Origin of the sequence: Marivita lacus (assembly GCF_014637725.1) — a bacterium.
Taxonomy (GTDB): Bacteria; Pseudomonadota; Alphaproteobacteria; order Rhodobacterales; family Rhodobacteraceae; genus Marivita; species Marivita lacus.
Genome location: NZ_BMFC01000005.1, coordinates 28,282 through 46,083, shown reverse-complemented (window position 1 = coordinate 46,083; position 17,802 = coordinate 28,282). Strand labels below are relative to the sequence as shown.

20 protein-coding genes are annotated in these 17,802 nt (G+C 61.9%); 6 read left to right on the top strand and 14 right to left on the bottom strand.

All coding sequences use genetic code 11. The features are described from left to right. Positions 1-13: 13 nt before the first annotated feature. The gene (locus IEV82_RS11645; protein ID WP_188482208.1) at positions 14-838 is read right to left on the bottom strand and encodes a pseudouridine synthase; all 825 of its coding nucleotides are present in this window, start codon (positions 836-838) and stop codon (positions 14-16) included. 63 nt (positions 839-901) lie between these two features. Here IEV82_RS11645 and IEV82_RS11640 point away from each other — a divergent pair, with 63 nt between their 5' ends. Together IEV82_RS11640 and IEV82_RS11635 are read left to right on the top strand one after the other, a co-directional pair. After that, a complete protein-coding gene (locus IEV82_RS11640; RefSeq protein ID WP_188482207.1) occupies positions 902-1,363 on the top strand; it encodes a nucleoside deaminase in 462 nt (153 codons plus the stop codon). After that, on the top strand, positions 1,360-1,905 hold the full coding sequence (locus IEV82_RS11635) for a pseudouridine synthase (RefSeq protein ID WP_188482206.1): 546 nt from the start codon (positions 1,360-1,362) through the stop codon (positions 1,903-1,905). Before IEV82_RS11640 ends, IEV82_RS11635 begins: the two co-directional genes overlap by 4 nt. Positions 1,906-1,908: 3 nt before the next feature. Here the strand turns inward: IEV82_RS11635 and hemF are convergent, their stop codons facing one another. The 4 genes from hemF to clpS form a co-directional block, all read right to left on the bottom strand. Beyond that, positions 1,909-2,802 carry an oxygen-dependent coproporphyrinogen oxidase gene (hemF, locus tag IEV82_RS11630; RefSeq protein ID WP_188482205.1) on the bottom strand — a complete coding sequence of 298 codons (894 nt, stop codon included), beginning with the start codon at positions 2,800-2,802 and terminating at the stop codon, positions 1,909-1,911. An 88-nt stretch (positions 2,803-2,890) separates the two neighbouring features. Then, positions 2,891-3,694, bottom strand: coding sequence for an SDR family NAD(P)-dependent oxidoreductase (locus tag IEV82_RS11625; RefSeq protein WP_188482204.1), 804 nt, complete (start codon positions 3,692-3,694; stop codon positions 2,891-2,893). A gap of 12 nt (positions 3,695-3,706) precedes the next feature. Continuing rightward, a complete protein-coding gene (locus tag IEV82_RS11620) occupies positions 3,707-4,720 on the bottom strand; it encodes a class I SAM-dependent methyltransferase (RefSeq protein ID WP_188482203.1) in 1,014 nt (337 codons plus the stop codon). A gap of 24 nt (positions 4,721-4,744) precedes the next feature. Continuing rightward, positions 4,745-5,104, bottom strand: coding sequence for an ATP-dependent Clp protease adapter ClpS (clpS, locus tag IEV82_RS11615; protein ID WP_188482202.1), 360 nt, complete (start codon positions 5,102-5,104; stop codon positions 4,745-4,747). Positions 5,105-5,189: 85 nt separating this feature from the next. On the opposite strand from clpS, the gene IEV82_RS11610 reads away from it, so the two are divergent. Continuing rightward, positions 5,190-5,888, top strand: a complete 699-nt coding sequence (locus IEV82_RS11610; protein ID WP_188482201.1) for an HAD family hydrolase — start codon at positions 5,190-5,192, stop codon at positions 5,886-5,888. A gap of 222 nt (positions 5,889-6,110) precedes the next feature. Further along, entirely contained in the window at positions 6,111-7,643 is a 1,533-nt protein-coding gene (locus IEV82_RS11605) for a D-alanyl-D-alanine carboxypeptidase family protein (RefSeq protein WP_188482200.1), read from the top strand. 10 nt (positions 7,644-7,653) lie between these two features. Here the strand turns inward: IEV82_RS11605 and ccoS are convergent, their stop codons facing one another. The 5 genes from ccoS to IEV82_RS11580 form a co-directional block, all read right to left on the bottom strand. Beyond that, on the bottom strand, positions 7,654-7,812 hold the full coding sequence (gene ccoS, locus IEV82_RS11600; RefSeq protein ID WP_188482199.1) for a cbb3-type cytochrome oxidase assembly protein CcoS: 159 nt from the start codon (positions 7,810-7,812) through the stop codon (positions 7,654-7,656). 13 nt (positions 7,813-7,825) lie between these two features. Then, complete coding sequence (locus tag IEV82_RS11595) at positions 7,826-10,012, bottom strand: heavy metal translocating P-type ATPase (RefSeq protein ID WP_188482198.1); 2,187 nt, start codon at positions 10,010-10,012, stop codon at positions 7,826-7,828. A gap of 3 nt (positions 10,013-10,015) precedes the next feature. Further along, a complete protein-coding gene (locus tag IEV82_RS11590) occupies positions 10,016-10,477 on the bottom strand; it encodes a FixH family protein (RefSeq protein WP_188482197.1) in 462 nt (153 codons plus the stop codon). Continuing rightward, entirely contained in the window at positions 10,477-11,913 is a 1,437-nt protein-coding gene (ccoG, locus tag IEV82_RS11585) for a cytochrome c oxidase accessory protein CcoG (protein ID WP_188482196.1), read from the bottom strand. Before ccoG ends, IEV82_RS11590 begins: the two co-directional genes overlap by 1 nt. Before the next feature lie 96 nt (positions 11,914-12,009). Continuing rightward, a complete protein-coding gene (locus IEV82_RS11580) occupies positions 12,010-12,888 on the bottom strand; it encodes a LysR family transcriptional regulator (RefSeq protein WP_308420428.1) in 879 nt (292 codons plus the stop codon). A gap of 97 nt (positions 12,889-12,985) precedes the next feature. Between IEV82_RS11580 and IEV82_RS11575 the strand changes: the two genes are divergently transcribed. Beyond that, positions 12,986-13,126: a hypothetical protein gene (locus tag IEV82_RS11575; protein ID WP_188482195.1), complete on the top strand. Its 141-nt coding sequence runs from the start codon at positions 12,986-12,988 to the stop codon at positions 13,124-13,126. Between the two features lie 196 nt (positions 13,127-13,322). Here the strand turns inward: IEV82_RS11575 and ccoP are convergent, their stop codons facing one another. The 4 genes from ccoP to ccoN are packed head-to-tail and all read right to left on the bottom strand — an operon-like array spanning position 13,323 to position 16,748. Then, a complete protein-coding gene (gene ccoP / locus IEV82_RS11570; RefSeq protein WP_188482194.1) occupies positions 13,323-14,201 on the bottom strand; it encodes a cytochrome-c oxidase, cbb3-type subunit III in 879 nt (292 codons plus the stop codon). Then, entirely contained in the window at positions 14,198-14,383 is a 186-nt protein-coding gene (locus IEV82_RS11565) for a cbb3-type cytochrome c oxidase subunit 3 (protein ID WP_188482193.1), read from the bottom strand. Before IEV82_RS11565 ends, ccoP begins: the two co-directional genes overlap by 4 nt. Positions 14,384-14,395: 12 nt before the next feature. After that, complete coding sequence (gene ccoO, locus IEV82_RS11560; protein WP_188482192.1) at positions 14,396-15,124, bottom strand: cytochrome-c oxidase, cbb3-type subunit II; 729 nt, start codon at positions 15,122-15,124, stop codon at positions 14,396-14,398. A gap of 13 nt (positions 15,125-15,137) precedes the next feature. Beyond that, positions 15,138-16,748, bottom strand: a complete 1,611-nt coding sequence (ccoN, locus tag IEV82_RS11555) for a cytochrome-c oxidase, cbb3-type subunit I (RefSeq protein WP_188482191.1) — start codon at positions 16,746-16,748, stop codon at positions 15,138-15,140. A gap of 201 nt (positions 16,749-16,949) precedes the next feature. Between ccoN and IEV82_RS11550 the strand changes: the two genes are divergently transcribed. Beyond that, a complete protein-coding gene (locus IEV82_RS11550) occupies positions 16,950-17,789 on the top strand; it encodes a universal stress protein (protein ID WP_188482190.1) in 840 nt (279 codons plus the stop codon). Positions 17,790-17,802: the final 13 nt, after the last annotated feature.

Here is a 17,802-nt window from a genome sequence, read left to right as displayed (position 1 = left end):
TAAAAGGGAAAGTTCAGGGAGTCTTTCCCGGACGGTTCGGACGCGGTTTCCGCTCGACCACATTTCTTTTCTTTTTCAAAGGCTTGGCAGGCTTTTGCTCGACGGGTGCCTCAAGGCCCAACTGGTCCCTGACGACCTTGCGTCGCAGCTCTTCCACCGCACCCGCCTTGAGGTCGCCCAACTGGAACGGACCGTAGGACACCCGGATCAGGCGATTCACCGTCAAACCGACATCTGCGAGGGCGCGGCGAATCTCCCGATTCTTGCCTTCGCGCAGGCCGATCGTCAGCCACGCATTTGCCCCCTGCTGGCGATCCAGCGTCACGATCATCGGTTGGAACCGCTCTCCGTCGATGACCATGCCCTTGCGCAACGGATCGAGACTCTCGTCCTTGGGCTGTCCCTTGACCCGCACACGGTACTTCCGCAGCCAGCCAGTGGAGGGCAGTTCGAGCTTGCGCTTGATCCCGCCATCGTTGGTCAGCAACAGCAAGCCCTCGGAATTGAGGTCAAGCCGCCCCACGCTCATCACGCGGGGCATCTCCTCGGGAAGCTTGTCGAAGATGGTCGCGCGCCCCTGTTCATCCTTCGTGGTCGTCACAAGGCCCACCGGCTTGTGATAAAGCCACAGGCGCGGCTCATCCGGGGTGCCGACAAGCTTGCCGTTGACCACGACCTTGTCCGTTGGAGTGACGTTCAACGCCGGGCTGTCGATGGTTTTGCCGTTGACGGACACGCGGCCTTGCAGGATCAGCTGCTCGGCGTCGCGGCGGCTGGCAAGCCCGGCACGGGCGATGACTTTGGCGATGCGATCACCGGGGGGCGGGTTCTGTGTCATGTCGAGGGGCTTAGTCCAATTCAGCCCCTTGGGAAAGCCGATTGCGCGGTCTATGACGGGCGCATGGTGTTCCGTTCGAATATGTCCCTTGCGCTGGACGAAGCGCGCGAAGCCGCCGCGCGCGGCGAGGTGCCGGTGGGCGCGGTCGTGGTGTCTGCGGACGGCACGGTCGTGGCCGCGGCGGGCAACCGGACACGGGAACTGAACGACCCGACCGCCCATGCCGAGATCCTCGCGATTCGGGATGCCTGCGCGATTCTTGGCGTTGAACGCCTGACCCAGCACGATCTTTACGTGACCCTGGAGCCCTGCCCGATGTGCGCGGGCGCGATTGCGAATGCCCGCATCCGGCGGCTTTATTTTGGCGCGCGGGATGCCAAATCCGGTGGCGTCGCCCATGGTGCGCGGGTGTTCGCACATCCGCAATGCCATCACGTGCCCGAGGTCTACGACGGCGTCAGCGCAGCCGAGGCGGAGCAGCTTCTGGTCGATTTCTTTGCCGCCAAACGGGGAGAGAACTCATGACGCGAGTGATCCTGTTCAACAAGCCCTTCGACGTGTTGTCGCAGTTCACCGACAGCGGCACCGAGGGCACGGCGCGGCGCACCCTGTCCGAATTCATCGACGTGCCCGGTGTATACCCCGCCGGGCGACTGGACCGCGACAGCGAAGGGCTGATGGTGCTGACCGACAACGGGAAATTGCAGGCCAAGATCAGCGATCCGAAATTTCGCTCTCCCAAGACCTATCTCGCGCTGGTCGAAGGCACCCCGACCGATACGCAGCTGGACCAGTTGCGGCGCGGAGTGATTTTGAAAGACGGTCCAACCCGCCCCGCCACAGTCGAAGAGATCGCGCCACCTGACCTTTGGCCGCGCGATCCTCCTGTGCGGTTCCGCAAGACGGTGCCGGATGCGTGGCTGCGGCTGACGATCACCGAAGGCCGCAACAGGCAGGTGCGCCGGATGACCGCCCATGTCGACCTGCCCTGCCTGCGGCTGGTACGGTGGTCCGTGGGCGAATGGTCACTAGACGGGATCGCCCCCGGAACATGGCGGGACGCCTAGGCGTCACACCCACTTGGCCAGGGGTGGCAGGCTCATCAGAACGGCATTGGCGTCATGCCCCGTCTCCAGCCCGAACTTGGTGCCCCGGTCATAGACGAGGTTGTATTCGGCATAGAGTCCGCGATGCACAAGCTGCGTGTCCTTGTCGGCATCCGACCAGTCCTGCGCGCGACGCTTTTCGACCAGCGGCACAAAGGCGGGCAGGAAGGCACGGCCGATATCCTGCGTCAGGGAAAAGTCCTGCTCCCAGTCGCCGGTGTTGTGGTCGTCCATGAAAATCCCGCCGACGCCCCGCGCCCGGCCCCGGTGCGGGATGTAGAAATATTCATCCGCCCATTCCTTGAGCCGCGGATAATGGGCCTCGCTATGCGGATCGAGATGCTGCTTCTGCGTGTCGTGGAAATGCTGGGTGTCTTCGGCATATTCAATGCAGGGGTTAAGGTCGGACCCGCCGCCGAACCACCAGGCATGCGGTGTCCAGAACATGCGGGTGTTCATATGGACCGCCGGGCAATGCGGGTTCTGCATATGCGCGACAAGGCTTATGCCGGAGGCCCAGAACCGCGGATCGGCCTTCATGCCTGGAATGCCCTTGCGCGCGGCCATCGCGTTTTGCGCGCGTTCGCCCAAGGTGCCGTAAACGGTCGAGACATTGACGCCGATCTTTTCGAACACGCGCCCACCGCGCATCACGCTCATCAGGCCACCACCCGCGTCCGATCCGTCTTCGGAACTGCGTCTGGTCTCGGTCACTTCGAAACGGCCGGGGGTTGCGTCGCGCAATGGTCCGCTGTCGTGGCTGTCTTCGAGCCCTTCGAACGCTGCAACGATCTGGTCGCGCAAGTCGCGGAACCATGCCGAGGCGCGGGCTTTTTCGATGTCAAATTCTTCCGTCATGTCACTGTCCCATATTTCTGGCAGGACAGTACAACGCGACGCGGGAATCACAAGCCGCTCCAAGGGCTTGGTTGCGCGATGAAAGCGCCTAGTGGGCGGGGGCGTTCACCGGATCGAGAAGCGTTCGCCCGCCATCAATGGTCATGATCTGCCCGGTGATGAATCCCGCGCTTTCCGAGGCGAGGAATTGCGCCGCCTGCGCAAGCTCTGCGGGGCTGGCGATTCGCGCCAAGGGCGTGTTTTCTTCGATCTCTTCACGGTAGCCGTCATGATCCTTGAGCGCCTGTTTGAGGCTGGCCGACATGACCGAGCCCAGTGCGACGGAATTCACCCGGATGCGGTACTCGGCCAAGGATACGGCCAAGGAGCGGGTCAACTGGTCAAGCGCCGCCATCGACACCGAGAAGCCCAGCAATTCTGGCTGCGTCACGCGCGCCGCGATCGAGGAGAGGTTCACGATCGCACCGGCCTGACCCTCCTTCTTGTCGGCGGATTGCTTGATCATGCGCTTGGCGACCATCTGCGACAGGCGGAACGTGTTGGTCACGTTCTGCAGAACCAAGGCTTCGAGCGTGGTGTCGTCGAGGTCCAGCGGATCGGAGGGCAGCACCTGTCGACTGGCATTGACCAGAATGTCCACCCGGTCGAAGGAGTCGATGGTCGCGGACAACAGGTTCGCGAGCGTCAGCCTTTCGCGCAGATCGCCCGCAAAGTAGCGGATATTCCCGCTGTCTTCGGTGATCGCACCGCATTCATGCGCAAGCCGCGCCTCGTCGATATCGGCGAACATGACATTTGCGCCCTGATCGACAAAATGTCGGGCAATGGCAAGTCCGACGCCATTCGCCGCTCCGGTGACAATGGCGGTCTTGCCTTCGATAGAGAATGACATTGCGTTTCCCCCTCAGCGTCGTTTCGCGCGGCCGGGTTTGTCGGAGGCTCTTGGATGGCCCGCCTGCAATATCTTGAAGCGGGTGTCTCCGTCCAGTTCCTGTATCTCGACGAATGAATTGGCCAGCGTTGTCTCGTAGGGCAAGTGCCGGTTCGCAACCATGACAAGCGTGCCCTTGGGTCTGAGCAGCCGCGCAGCAGATCGAATGAACGCCTGACCAAGCGCCGCATCGGGTGTCCGGCTGGTATGGAACGGCGGGTTCATGACAACCCAATCAAGGCTGGCAGGGCTGCCCCAGGTTGTCGCATCGGCCCAATGCAGGGCAAGGCGGTCGTCAGAAAGGTTCTGTTCGGCGCAAGTCAGCGCGCGCCGATCCGCCTCGACCAGATCGACATGGGTGACGCCGGGCAGTGCCAGCAGGTGTCGGGTCAGGAAGCCCCAGCCGCCACCAAGATCCGCCCCGCGCCCCTTGAGTGTTTTGGGCAGCGCGGTGACAAGAGCCTCGGACCCTGCATCGGGCCCATCCGCTGAAAACACACCCGGCTGCGTGATCCAGCCCGACGCGAGAGGGGCTGGGTCAGGCAGGGCCCAATCCTGAAACGCCGTACCCGCGTCGAACCAGAAAATCTTGCCATGCGCCTTGGACACCTGGCCGTCGATCGCAACCTTGTCCCTGACTGACTTCAGTATCGGGTCGATCCCGTCAGTCTTGGCGCCATCGACGATCACGAGACCACCGGCAGCAATCGCTTCGGCCTGTGCCACAAGACCGCGCGCCAGATCCCGGCTGCGGGGCAGCGTGACATGCACGACATCTGCGGGCCCGGCCGCTTCGGTCGTGACTTCGATGCCCATGGCCTGAAAAAGGTCGAAGGCGGGTTTGAAATTCTGCTGCACGGTGATGTCGTGCTCGTCAAGAACGCCGAGATCCGCCTCGGGATTCGGTTCAAGCAGAACGAGACGCGCGTGTTCGGACAGGGTCAGGGCGCCTGTCTCGAGCGCGTGGGCTAATCTGGCTAACGTCATGGGAGTCTCGGGACAGCGCCCCGGTTATTCCTTTTCCATGGTGCATTGCAGCGGATGCTGGTGGCGACGGGCGAAATCCATCACCTGCCCGACCTTGGTTTCCGCGATTTCATGGCTGAACACACCCACGACCGCGACGCCCTTCTTGTGAACGGTCAGCATGATTTCAAAGGCTTGGGCGTGGGTCATGCCGAAGAACCGTTCAAGCACATGCACCACGAATTCCATCGGGGTGTAGTCGTCGTTCAACAGCATAACCTTGTAGAGCGGCGGACGTTTCGTCTTGGCACGCGTCTCGACGACGACACCGGTATCGTTGTCATCGTTCGACGGTGGTCCTCCCGCGGGGCGGGACGAAGCTGTGTTGGCCGACAGGTGTCTCATGCTTGGGTAGGTACCTCGGGTTCCATATCCTTGATGGCTCTATATAACCTGTCCTGACTGCGAGAAAAGAGGGGCAAGCCCTGCCATGACGCGAAAGCTGCAAACAATCGGGTTCGATGCCGACGACACGCTTTGGCACAACGAGCGTTTCTTCAAACTCACCCAGGACAGGTTCGAGGACTTGCTGTCCGACTATTCCGACGCATCGCAGCTGCATGACAGGCTGATCGAAGCGGAAAAACGCAATATCGGCCATTACGGGTTCGGTGTGAAAGGCTTTGTGCTGTCGATGATCGAAACCGCGATCGACGTCACGGATGGCGCTGTGCCCGGTCATGTCATCCGCAAGATCCTCGATGCCGGACAGGACATGCTCGCACATCCGATCGAATTGCTGCCGCATGCCCGGATGGCGGTCGAAACTCTGGCCCAAAGCCACCGGCTTGTCCTGATCACCAAGGGGGACCTGCTGCACCAGGAACGCAAACTGGCGCAATCCGGGCTTGGCGAACTGTTCGACGACGTGTCCATCGTGTCCGACAAGACGGTGACAACTTATCGGTCCATCTTTGATCCGCTTCCGGGTGGGTCCGAAGCCGCCATGATGGTGGGCAATTCCATGCGCTCGGACGTTGTGCCCGCCGTCGAGGCCGGGGCGTGGGGCGTGTTTGTTCCGCACGACCTGGAATGGGATCTGGAAAAGGCCGACGCCCCCCAGAACCCCCGCTATCATGCGATTGAGGATCTGGGTTATTTGCCCGCGCTGGTGACGGATATCGGCTGAACGCCCGCGCCACATTCCTGCCACAATGGCTGACCTAGTAAGCGTTATCGAAATACCCCCAACATCTTGGGCGAAACCCTGCCAAAATTGGAAAAAAGATACTGGATTTAAGGCTTTATCGGTCATTTCTCGTATGTTAAGCTATATATAACAAAAATGCCGACCGGAAGAATTCGGCGGCTCGAGGCAGAGAAGGCGGATATCGTGACAGGACGGCGTAAAATGCCGGGCCGTGTAGGCCTGTACGTGATCACTGCAATATGGTTGGCGGTCCTGCTGCCGATCAGCGCCATGGCGGCCCCTTATGCGGCGATGGTGATGGACGCTCGCAATGGCGAGGTGATCCATGCGGACAATGCAGACACACCGCTGCATCCGGCATCGCTCACCAAGATGATGACGCTCTATGTCGTGTTCGAAGCCGTGCAGAACGGTGAAATCAGCATGGACACCCAAGTCCGGATTTCACAGAAAGCCGCGTCCGAACCCCCGTCGAAGCTTGGGCTGCGCGCAGGATCGACAATCCAGCTGCGGTATCTTGTGCGCGCGGCGGCGATCAAATCGGCAAATGACGCGGCCACCGCTCTGGCCGAAGCAATCTCTGGATCGGAAGCGGCGTTTGCGCGCCGGATGAACCGCACCGCCAAAGCGCTGGGCATGACCCGCACCAACTTCAAGAATGCGCACGGCTTGACCGAGAGCGGTCACATGTCCACGGCCCGCGACATGACTCTTCTCGGACGTCACGTGCTTTACGACTATCCGCAATACTACAACCTCTTCTCGCGCCGCAGCGACAGCGCCGGCATCGCCCAGGTTGCTCATACCAACAGGCGTTTTCTCGACAGCTATTCCGGTGCCGACGGGATCAAGACGGGCTACACGCGTGCTGCAGGCTTCAACCTGACCGCATCCGCCGAACGCGGCGGCGAGCGGATCATCGTGACGGTGTTCGGCGGCAATTCGACCGCGTCACGCAATGCGCAAGTGGCCAAATTGATGGACCTCGGGTTCAGCAAGGCCCCCAGCCGGGTCGCGCTGCGGAAACCCAGCAGACCGCCCTATCTCGGGTCGGACACTACGGCCTCTACAGAAACGGTCATCGCCCAAAGCCAGGTCCCGGCGACCAGCACGCGCGCCAAGTCCATTCGCGTTGTGCCCGCGGCTGTAAAGGCGAGCTTGCGCCCGGTGGCCCGCCCCGTGGCAGAACCCGCCTTGCCGGATGCGCTGGTCGCGGAATTGCAGCAGGACATCCAGTCGGTCCTCGAACAGGTCCAGACCACCGAGATCCAGCAGATTGCGGAAACCTCGGCGCGGGTCGCTGTGGCTGCTGCAGTCCCGGAGGCTGTCGTCGAAGCGGCGACCTCCGAAGATCAGATCGCCCCCAGCGCGTCCGTCAAACCCGTAGTTCGCCCAAGGACATTGGTTCTGGCCTCGGCAACAACCCCGCGCGAAGCAACCCCACAACCGGTTGAGCCGCGCGAGGCCGAAGTCGTCACGCGGATCTCAACCTCGGGCGGGCGTCACTGGGGCATCAATGTCGGACGTTTCTCGAGCCGCCACGCGGCCGAAAAGGCGCTGCTGACAACGGCTCTGGCCGAGATGGCAACACTCGACGGATCGTTGCGCAAGGTGGTCAACGGGTCGCGCGGGTTCGATGCGAATTTCACGGGTCTGAGCCGCGAGGCCGCCGATCTGGCCTGCCGCAGGCTGCAAGCCCGTCAGGTCACCTGCTTCATGATCGGGCCAAGCTGACCCTCAGGGATCAGGGCTTCGGATGGTCGTCGTAATCATCCGACAGGATACGCTGCGCCGCCCCGTCTGGGTCTTCGTATTGCCGTGACTTCACGGTGAACACGAAGGCAACAAGCCCGATCCCGCCTAGGATCAGTGACACGGGGATGAGGTAGGCCAGAACGTTCATCGAAACCTCCGGGTTATCTCAGACGCAGGGCGTTCAGGGACACAGTAATCGAAGAGCTGGACATCGCCAAGGCGGCGATCAGCGGCGAGCACAGACCCGCCACTGCAAGCGGTACAGCGATGATGTTGTACCAGGTGGCGATGGTGAAATTCTGGCGGATGCGCTTTGTTGCGATCCGCGATGTCGCCAGCGCATCGGCAATCGGTTCGAGCGATTTGCCCAGCAGAACCACATCCGACGCCACCCGCGCAGCGTCCAGCGCGCTTGCCGGGGAAATCGAGGCATGGGCACCGGCCAGTGCAGCCGTGTCGTTCAGACCGTCGCCCACCATGAGCACGTGTTTGCCCTCGTCGGTCAGCTCCGAGATCTTGGCTGCCTTGTCCTCGGGCAGGGCCTCGGCGATCCATTTGGCAATGCCCATGCGGGCCGCAAAGGCCTCGACCGCCGGGGTGGTGTCACCGGACATCAGGATCACCTCGTAGCCCGCTGAACCGAGTTTCGCGACCAGCGCTTCGGCCCCGTCGCGAATCTGATCGGCAAAGCGGAACGGATCGGCGACGGTATCGCCCACCCGCAGCCACGCGCAGGTCTCGGTGCTTTCACCGCCGCCGACCCAGCTTGCCCGACCGAGGCGCACCGTCTGCCCCATCCAAGACCCTTCCGTGCCATGGCCGGGACTCTCGGTGATGTCCGTGACCTTGGCCGAGGGGATGCCTGCGTCACGAATGGCCTTGGCCAGCGATTGCGACAGCGGGTGCGATGACCCGTCCGCAAGCGCAAGGGTGATACCCAGATCGCGGCGCGAATGGTCGCCAAGGTTCACTACCTCCGGCGTGCCTGCGGTCAGGGTCCCGGTCTTGTCGAACACAACCGTGTCGACCTGCGCCATGCGTTCGAGCGCGGTTGCGTCCTTGATCAGCAGCCCCTTGCGGAACAGCTTGCCGGAAGCCGCCGTGGTCACGGCAGGCACGGCAAGTCCCAGCGCACAGGGACAGGTGATGATCAGAACCGCCGCCGCGATGTTCAGCGCCGTGCGCAGATCAAACGTGTAAAGGTACCAACCTAGGAACGCGAAAGCCGACAGGATATGGACCCCCGGCGCGTAAAGCTTGGCCGCCTTGTCTGCCAGTGACGTGTAACGTGACCGCCCGGATTCGGCGATCGCCACCAGATCGGCCATGCGGTGCAGCGAGGTTTCGCGTCCCACGGTACTGGCGCGGATGGTCAGGGGACCGGTCAGGTTGACCTCGCCCGCGCTGACACTGGCACCGGGGCCAGCATAAATCGGGCGGGTTTCGCCCGTCAGCAGCGACCGGTCCAGTTCAGACTGGCCCTCGATGATCTCTCCGTCCACCGGCATGCGCCCACCGGGGCGCACACGGATCAGGTCACCCACGGCCAGTTCGGACATGGCGACCTGTTCCTCGCCCGTTTCGGTCACCCGCCACACACGCGGCACTTCGAGCGCGGCCAGTTCCTCGGCGGCGGATCGTGCGGCGGCGCGGGTCCGGTGGTCCAGGTAGCGCCCCGCCAGCAGGAAGAACGTGAGCGTGATCGCCGCGTCGAAATAGGCGTGTTTGCCGGAAAGCGAGGTTTCCCAAAGCGATGTCGCCACAGCCAGCGCAATGGCCAGCGAGATCGGCACATCCATGTTGAGCCGCCCTGCCCTGAGCGCGGTCCAGGCATGTTTGAAGAACGGCTGCGCCGAGAACGCGATGGTCGGCAGCGCGATGGCGGCGGAAATCCAGTGGAACATGTCGCGCGTCGGGCCGTCAGCACCCGACCAGACCGCCACCGACAACAGCATGACGTTCATCGCGGCAAAACCCGACACGGCCAGCCGCATCAGCAGGTCGCGCCCCGCCTTGTCCGTATCCGTCGCCCGCAGCGCAGTGGTGTCCAGCTCGTGCGCCTCGTATCCGGCCTTTTCCAGCACCCGGACAAGATCGTCAGCTGTCAGATCAGACGATGCCTCGATCTGCGCCCGCTTCAGCGTCAGGTTCACCCGCGCACCCTTGACCCCGTCGGTGGCTGCAAGAATGCGCTCCACCCCGGAAATGCACGCGGCGCAATGGATCGACGGCAGCGACAGGACGATATTGACGTCCCGAGGCAAGGCCGCCTCGGCCAGCGCCTCAGCCGCAGGTGCGGCAGAACAGGCAGGGCAAGCCGAGGCAGGAGGGCGCATGGCGAGGGTCATCGATCAGCTTTCGACGTGCAGAACGACGCGCTGTTCAAAGGCCACGCCATCAAGCGATGTGGCCTTCATCCGGATGTTCCAGTTGCCCGGCGCCAGCGTTTCGCGCGCGACATAGGCCCGGCCATCAAAGGAAAACTCCGGGCTGCGGTCGTCCTGAACATGGGTCGCCCGACCCAGCACGGCGTCCAGCGATCCGGCCTGAACCGGCCGGCCTTCGCTGTCCTTGATGCTCAGGATCAGCAAACCGCCCCGCGCTTCTGCATAGACCTCCCAGCCAAGCGATTGCTGCTCGGCCCGCCGCGCGTCAAAGCTCTGCGACGCGACGTAGGAGTTCTTGGTCTCAAGTCCGGGAAAGGTTTTCACCGCCGAATAGGCAAGGGCCAGGTTGACCGAAATGATCACGGCAAAACAGCCGCCGAATATGGCCAGCATGTGCCAGCCGGTGAATGTGCGTTCACGTGTCATCAGTTGCTTCTCCCGTTGAAGATGGTGTCGCTATAGGCGCGGTCGCCATTGGTGAGGTCTTCGACCCAGAACCGGATCTCGCTGCGTTCGTCCTGTGCAGGGTCCGACCCGGGGGCTGCCACGACGTAGACCCGCTGCAGATAGGTCTGGTTCGCAGGCACATTGACGGTTTCGTAAGGTGTGCCCTCAAGCTGCACGCGCAGCGCCGGGTGGCCGGTCACAGAGACGCGGAAGGGGCGATCCTCGCCGTGCTTGTTCAGCAGGCGCACGTCATAGGTGTTGCGGATCGATCCGTCGGACAGGGTGACAAAGGTCGGGTTGCGCACCGGGGCCACGGTCATGTCGATTTCCGGGCGGATGAACAGGGCGAAGACAAGGCCAATGCCGACAAGCGCCCAGAGGGCCGTGTACAGCATCGTGCGGATGCGGAAGATGTGGAACCAGGGCGACCGGGCCGCTTCACCGGCGCGTTCGCGCGGTTCGTCCGACAGGGCAAGATAGTCGATCAGGCCGCGCGGCTTGCCGACTTTCTCCATGATCTCGTCGCAGGCATCGATGCACAGCCCGCAGGTGATGCACTCCATCTGTTGGCCATCTCGGATGTCGATGCCCGCCGGACAGACGTTGACGCAGGCCATGCAGTCGATGCAATCACCCAGCTGTTCGGACCCTTCGGCCTTGCGATGCTTGCCGCGCGGCTCGCCCCGCCATTCGCGGTAAGCGACGGTCAAAGTGTCCTCGTCCATCATGGCGGCCTGAATGCGCGGCCAGGGGCAGGCGTAGTTGCAGATCTGTTCGCGGGCGAACCCGCCAAAGAAAAAGGTCGTCGCGGTCAGGATCAGCATGGTGGTGTAGGCCACCGGATGCGCCTGCCCCGTCACCAGGTCGCGCATCAGTGTCGGCGCATCGGCGAAATAGAACACCCATGCGCCGCCGGTCGCGAGACCGATAAAGAACCACGTCACCCATTTGGTCACCCGCAGACGCGCCTTTCGGAGGTCCATCTTTTCCTGCCGGTGCAAACGCAGCCGCGCGTTGCGGTCCCCTTCGATCCAGCGTTCCACCAGGATGAACAGGTCCGTCCAGACGGTCTGCGGACAGGCATAGCCGCACCACACCCGGCCCAGCGCCGACGTGAACAGGAACAGGCCGAGCCCCGCCATGATCAGAAGACCGGCGACGAAATAGAATTCATGCGGCCAGATCTCGATCCAGAAGAAAAAGAAGCGCCGGTTGGCAAGGTCGATCAGCACGGCCTGATCGGGCAATTGCGGCCCCCGGTCCCAGCGGATCCACGGCGTGACATAATAGATGCCCAGCGTGACGATCATGATGATCCACTTGAAGCTGCGGAAGTTCCCTTTGACGCGCTTGGGGAAGATCGGTTCGCGCGGAGCATATAGCTTCGGTGGCGTGGTGTTTTCTGCTTGAGACACGAGAGAATTGGCTCCCAAAGACGGATTGGCTTGATCGTCTTTTCTCAGGCTGTGCGGAGTCGGGCTTTGACTTGCATCAAATACTGTATCTTTAATTCAGGTTTTTGCGGCAGCCTGCCGGATCCACCGCATGAACGCCTTGAGCGGTGCGCGGTGCACCCCCGGTCGGGTCACAAGGTGATAGCCCGCATCAAGCCTGTCCTCGAACACGGCGATCAAACGCCCCGACGCCAGATCCTCGGCCACCGCGATTCGGGTAGATACCGCGACCCCCTGCCCGTTGCGCGCCCCGTCCAGCATCAGGTTGCCCGGCACCTCGGTACGCGACTTGAGGCGCGCGTTGACCAGCCCCCGTGTCGCCAGCCACGAGGTTGATTCCGTTGTGCCCAGCTCTTCCAGCCACGGATACTCGATCAGCTCTTTGGGATTCTCGGGAATCTGGCCTTTGAACAGGGACGGCGCGCCCACAACGACCAGCGGCGAGGCCATCAGCGGCTCGCTCTCCAATCCCGCCCAGCCGCCATTGCCATAGCGGATTGCCACGTCGATGGCGCCGGGTGACGGGTCGGTCAGCGCGGGGCTGGGTGTGACGATCATGTCGATGCCCGGAAATTCGACCTGAAACGCAGCCAGCCGCGGCATGAGCCACGCGCTTGCGAATGTGGGCGTGCAGGCCACGTTCAGCGGGCGTTGCGTGTCGGCCTGCGCCAACGCTTCGATCCCGTTGGCGATACGACCGAATCCATCCTCCAGCGCGCGGGCGAGGTCGCGCCCGTCCGCGGTGAGTTCAAGCGCCCGGCTGGTCCGGTCGAAAAGCGGCGTGCCCAGATGCGCCTCAAGACTGCGCAATTGTTGCGAGATGGCCGCGTGGCTGACATTCAGCGCGACACCCGCCTCGGTGACGGACCCCCTTTGCACAAAGGCGCAAAACGCCCGCAAGGCGGACAGCGACGGCAGGCGACCCCAATCAATCATGTAATCTCAGCTTACATAGTGAATTTATCCCTGAGTCGCATTTAGCGGCCAAAAAAGCAAGTATGGCTCCATCACACGGCGATCCAAGGAGATGGATATGTTCACTGTACTTGCACAAAGTTTCTTCCGCGCCAGCGGCGTTTCCCCGACCCGGCACCAGAAAGACACTCCGCATTCGTGGTACCGCGAAGACCTGCGCACCGCCACGACGCCCAAGCGCTGGGAAGATTGGAAATGATCGATCCCATCGTCACCCTGTCGCCCCGCATTTGGCTTGGGTCGACACAAAACGACCGCGCTGCACGTTGGGCGCAGCGCGGTCGGAGAGGGCTTTAACCTGAAATTGGCGCCGGTGCTTCGAAACGCGCGAACAGAAAGAAGCACCGGCGCCCCGCCTTGTGGCTCAAGGGCCACAAGGTGTCTTGGATCAGCGGTCACTCGGGCGGAGCTTCACCCCCGCCAAGACCGTGCACATAAGCCGCAACGGCACGAATTTGAGACTCGCTCAGACGGTTCGTCCAAGACGGCATCACGCCAAAGCGCGAATAGGTCACTGTCTCGGTCAGGGTCTCGTAATCCCCACCATAGAGCCAGATCGCATCCGTCAGGTTCGGCGCGCCCTGCCAACGGTCTCCGGTGCCGTCATCCATGTGACACGCCGCGCAATTGTCGAGATACACGGTCTCGCCAGCCGCCACCTTGGAGGCGTCATTCGGCTCTTCGGACAGGGACATCACGTAGTTGACCACCTGGCTGATTTCCTCGGCTTCAAGCATTTCACCGAAAGCGGGCATCTGCGACCAACGGGCATCCGGGTCTTCCTCGTTGCGGATGCCATGCGCGATGGTTGCATGGATCGCTTCGATATCGCCGCCCCAGAGCCAGTCATCGTCCAGCAGGTTCGGATAGCCTGCCGCCTGAACACCGGCGGCACCCGATCCGTGGCACTGCGCACACCATGTGCGGAACACCGCAGCGCCCGCGTTCTGGGCGTACTGGTTCAGGTCCGGATCCTGCGCGATCTCGGTCAGCTCGACCGAAGCCAACTGGACGCTGATCGCCTCGTTGGCTTGCTCGAACCGGGCGATCTCCTCGGCCACCTCGCCCCGTGTCGAGTAACCAAGCAATCCGGGTGTCGCTTCCCTTATGCCCGGCCATGCGGGATAGGCGATAGTGTAAAGGACAGCCCAGACGATCGTCGCGTAGAAGGTCCACAGCCACCAGCGCGGCAGAGGCTTGTTGTATTCCTTGATCCCGTCCCATTCGTGGCCGGTGGTTTCATAATCAAGATCGTCGTCTTGCTTCTTGCTCATTGCCTCGCCTCCTTGGATGTGGCGGGTTTGTCTTCGTGCCGAAACGGGATGTTGGCAGTATCGTCATGCGTGCTCTTGCTGCCAGGTCGGAAGGCCCAGAAGACCACCCCGACGAAGAACAGGAACAGGACAAGCAGCATCCAGCTGTCGGCGAATGCCCGGAGAAATGTATAGGTTTCCATCGGTTTCCCTCCTCAGCGGCTTGCGTCAGGTGTGAAGGTCGAGAAATCGACCAGCGTGCCCAGCATTTGCAGGTAGGCGATCAAGGCATCTGCTTCGGAAACGCCCGGTTGCCCGTCGAAGTTGCGGATGTTGACGTTTTCGCCGTAGCGCTCGAACAGCCCGTCGACATCGCTGTCCGGATCGGCCTGCGCCCGGAAATCCGACCGCGCCGCGTCGATCATCTCTTCGGTGTAGGGCACGCCGACAAAGGCATGGGTCGCCAACAGATCGCCGATGTGCTGGCCATCGAGCAGCTTCCGTTCGAGGTAGTCATATTTCGGCATCACCGATTCCGGCACCACAGATTGCGGGTCCCGCAAGTGGTCGACATGCCAATCGTCCGAATAGCGGCCACCGACACGGGCAAGGTCGGGGCCCGTCCGCTTGGAACCCCACTGGAACGGATGGTCGTACATCGACTCCGCCGCCAGTGAATAGTGGCCGTAGCGTTCGACCTCGTCCCGCATCGGGCGGATCATCTGGCTGTGGCAGACATAGCAGCCTTCGCGCACGTAGATGTCCCGTCCCGCCAGTTCGAGCGGTGTGTAGGGGCGCATCCCGTCCACCTCTTCGATGGTGTTTTCGAGGTAGAAGAGCGGCACGATCTGCACCAGCCCGCCGATGGTCACGACAAGGAAGCTGAGAACCAGCAACAGCGTCGCGTTGGTTTCGATGACCTTGTGCTTGTCAAGAATACCCATTGTCCAAGCCTCCTTATTCGGCTGCGACAGCTGCAGAGCTGGCCACGGCGTCTTTCGCCGGGCTGCGCTTCACAGTCATCCAAAGGTTGTAGCACATGATGAGGGCACCAGCGAGATACATCACGCCGCCAAGGGCACGCACGACATACATCGGGAACTTCGCACTCACGGTGTCGGCAAAGCTGTTCACGAGGAACCCGTTTGCATCGACTTCGCGCCACATCAGGCCTTCCATGATCCCTGTGACCCACATCGAGGCCGCGTAGAGAATGATGCCGATGGTGGCGAGCCAGAAGTGCCAGCTGACCATGCTCAGGCTGTAGAGCCGCTGACGGTTCCAGAGCTTGGGCACCAGGAAGTAGAGCGCCCCGAAGGTGATCATGCCGTTCCAGCCAAGGGCGCCGGAATGAACGTGACCGATGGTCCAGTCGGTGTAGTGCGACAGCGAGTTCACAGCGCGGATCGACATCATCGGACCTTCAAAGGTCGACATGCCGTAGAAGCCAAGCGAGATCACCATCATCCGGATCACCGGATCGGTGCGCAGCTTGTCCCATGCACCCGACAGCGTCATCAGACCGTTGATCATGCCGCCCCAGCTGGGCATCCACAGCACGATCGAGAACACCATGCCCAGGGTCGAGGCCCAATCCGGCAGAGCGGTGTAATGCAAGTGGTGCGGACCGGCCCAGATATACAGGAAGATCAGCGCCCAGAAGTGGATGATCGACAGTTTGTAGCTGAAAACCGGACGTTCCGCCTGCTTGGGAATGAAGTAGTACATCATGCCGAGGAAGCCTGCCGTCAGGAAGAAACCAACCGCATTGTGGCCGTACCACCACTGCACCATCGCATCCTGCACACCTGCAAAGACCTGAACAGACTTTGAACCGAAGATCGAAACGGGGATGCTCAGGTTGTTGAACACATGCAGCATCGCGACGGTGACGATAAAGGACAGGAAGAACCAGTTGGCCACATAGATATGCGGCTCTTTACGCTTGATGATCGTGCCGAGGAAAACCGCGAGATAGGCCAGCCAGACAACGGTGAGCCACAGGTCGATATACCATTCAGGTTCGGCGTATTCCTTGGACTGGGTCGCCCCCAGCAGGTAACCGGTCGCGGCCAGCACGATGAACAGGTTGTAGCCCCAGAAGACGAACCACGCGGTGTTGCCACCCCAGAGGCGCGCGGCACTTGTGCGTTGCACCACGTAGAAGGATGTCGCGATCAAGGCGTTGCCGCCGAAGGCGAAGATCACCGCGGACGTGTGCAGCGGCCGCAGCCGCCCGAAATTCGCATAGCCCTCCGACCAGTCGAAATTGAGCCCCGGAAATGCCAGCTGGAACGCGATGAAGGTTCCGGCAAGGAACCCGACCACACCCCAGAAGGCCGTCGCAACCACGCCGTAGCGGATCACCCCGTCCATGTAGCTCGTTTCGAGAACAGCCGCCGGCACCGGTTCATCGGTGTTCCGCAGAGTCCACAGGAAAAGCCCAGCAGATATCGCCATGATAAGAATGGCATGAACCTGATAGGCCAAATCGCGCGCATAGCTTGCAGCGATCATCGCAAAGAGCGTGATCAAACCAAGCGCGATCAGCTTGATATAGTTCAACATTTTTTGTCCCTTCGTCTTTCCTGCGCGATTCGGCTGCCGCGCGGGCGGTTTTCAGACTGGGCCCTTAATGCGAGAACTGGCCAAACCTATCCTTGATCTGCATCAATTAAATTGCAGGACTTGTTTGACGGGTGTCAAAGCGCGTCGGGCGACTTCGGACGATGGTGAGACCAATGGAAATACAACCGAAGGGAGCCAACCATGTCTTTCAAAACGATACTGGCCGTCACAACTGATCAGGCCCAATTGACCGATACAGTCACGCAGGCCGTCGCCATGGCCAGCGCGCTCGATGCCCATCTTGACGTGCTCTGCATCGGTGTCGATCGCACACAGACCGGTTATTATTATGCCGGCATGAACGCTGCCGTGCTTCAGGAAACCATACATCACGCGCGCGAGGACGCATCTGAACTTGCGTCAGCCGCCAAGAGCCAGCTTGAAAATTCCGGCGTGCGCTGGGGTGTGACCGAGGCGGTCTGCCAATTGGCTGACGTGTCGCGGTTCGTCGCGTCTCATTCCCGGTTTGCGGATCTGGCGATCGTGCCGCGCCCCTATGGCGAGGGCCGGGGGATCGAACTGGAACCTGTGGTCGAAGGTGCGCTGTTCGAAGGACAGTCCCCGGTGATCGTGCTGCCCGACGCGGGGCCAGAACTGAAACTGCCCGGAAAAATCGCCATTGGATGGAACGAAAGCGCCGAGGCCCTGCGCGCCGTGCGCAGCGCCCTGCCCTTTCTCAGCACGGCGCAATCTGCTCATATCGTGGTGATCGACCCACCCAAGCACGGCCCGACACGCTCCGATCCCGGAGGGCAATTGTCGCAATACCTTGCCCGGCATGGCGTGAAGGTCGAGATTGACGTGCTGGCCAAGACAATGCCGCGCGTGTCCGACGTGATGCGCCGCCATGTCACCGACATCAATGCCGACATGGTCGTGATGGGCGCTTATGGTCACTCGCGTTTCCGTGAGGCGATCCTTGGCGGGGCGACCCGCAACATGCTCGAAACCTGCGAAGTGCCGGTGTTCATGGCGCATTGACGCAGCCAGTGCG

What these genes read in the sequence shown, in the direction of transcription:
- IEV82_RS11645 (WP_188482208.1), bottom strand. Translation starts at nt 838, where the DNA reads ATGACACAGAACCCGCCCCCCGGTGATCGCATCGCCAAAGTCATCGCC.
- ccoO (WP_188482192.1), bottom strand. Translation starts at nt 15,124, where the DNA reads ATGGGTATTCTTGACAAGCACAAGGTCATCGAAACCAACGCGACGCTG.
- IEV82_RS11550 (WP_188482190.1), top strand. Translation starts at nt 16,950, where the DNA reads ATGTCTTTCAAAACGATACTGGCCGTCACAACTGATCAGGCCCAATTG.
- ccoN (WP_188482191.1), bottom strand. Translation starts at nt 16,748, where the DNA reads ATGTTGAACTATATCAAGCTGATCGCGCTTGGTTTGATCACGCTCTTT.
- IEV82_RS11620 (WP_188482203.1), bottom strand. Translation starts at nt 4,720, where the DNA reads ATGACGTTAGCCAGATTAGCCCACGCGCTCGAGACAGGCGCCCTGACC.
- clpS (WP_188482202.1), bottom strand. Translation starts at nt 5,104, where the DNA reads ATGAGACACCTGTCGGCCAACACAGCTTCGTCCCGCCCCGCGGGAGGA.
- IEV82_RS11580 (WP_308420428.1), bottom strand. Translation starts at nt 12,888, where the DNA reads ATGATTGATTGGGGTCGCCTGCCGTCGCTGTCCGCCTTGCGGGCGTTT.
- IEV82_RS11575 (WP_188482195.1), top strand. Translation starts at nt 12,986, where the DNA reads ATGTTCACTGTACTTGCACAAAGTTTCTTCCGCGCCAGCGGCGTTTCC.
- IEV82_RS11635 (WP_188482206.1), top strand. Translation starts at nt 1,360, where the DNA reads ATGACGCGAGTGATCCTGTTCAACAAGCCCTTCGACGTGTTGTCGCAG.
- ccoP (WP_188482194.1), bottom strand. Translation starts at nt 14,201, where the DNA reads ATGAGCAAGAAGCAAGACGACGATCTTGATTATGAAACCACCGGCCAC.
- hemF (WP_188482205.1), bottom strand. Translation starts at nt 2,802, where the DNA reads ATGACGGAAGAATTTGACATCGAAAAAGCCCGCGCCTCGGCATGGTTC.
- IEV82_RS11565 (WP_188482193.1), bottom strand. Translation starts at nt 14,383, where the DNA reads ATGGAAACCTATACATTTCTCCGGGCATTCGCCGACAGCTGGATGCTG.
- IEV82_RS11610 (WP_188482201.1), top strand. Translation starts at nt 5,190, where the DNA reads ATGACGCGAAAGCTGCAAACAATCGGGTTCGATGCCGACGACACGCTT.
- IEV82_RS11590 (WP_188482197.1), bottom strand. Translation starts at nt 10,477, where the DNA reads ATGACACGTGAACGCACATTCACCGGCTGGCACATGCTGGCCATATTC.
- IEV82_RS11595 (WP_188482198.1), bottom strand. Translation starts at nt 10,012, where the DNA reads ATGACCCTCGCCATGCGCCCTCCTGCCTCGGCTTGCCCTGCCTGTTCT.
- IEV82_RS11625 (WP_188482204.1), bottom strand. Translation starts at nt 3,694, where the DNA reads ATGTCATTCTCTATCGAAGGCAAGACCGCCATTGTCACCGGAGCGGCG.
- IEV82_RS11640 (WP_188482207.1), top strand. Translation starts at nt 902, where the DNA reads ATGGTGTTCCGTTCGAATATGTCCCTTGCGCTGGACGAAGCGCGCGAA.
- IEV82_RS11605 (WP_188482200.1), top strand. Translation starts at nt 6,111, where the DNA reads ATGCCGGGCCGTGTAGGCCTGTACGTGATCACTGCAATATGGTTGGCG.
- ccoS (WP_188482199.1), bottom strand. Translation starts at nt 7,812, where the DNA reads ATGAACGTTCTGGCCTACCTCATCCCCGTGTCACTGATCCTAGGCGGG.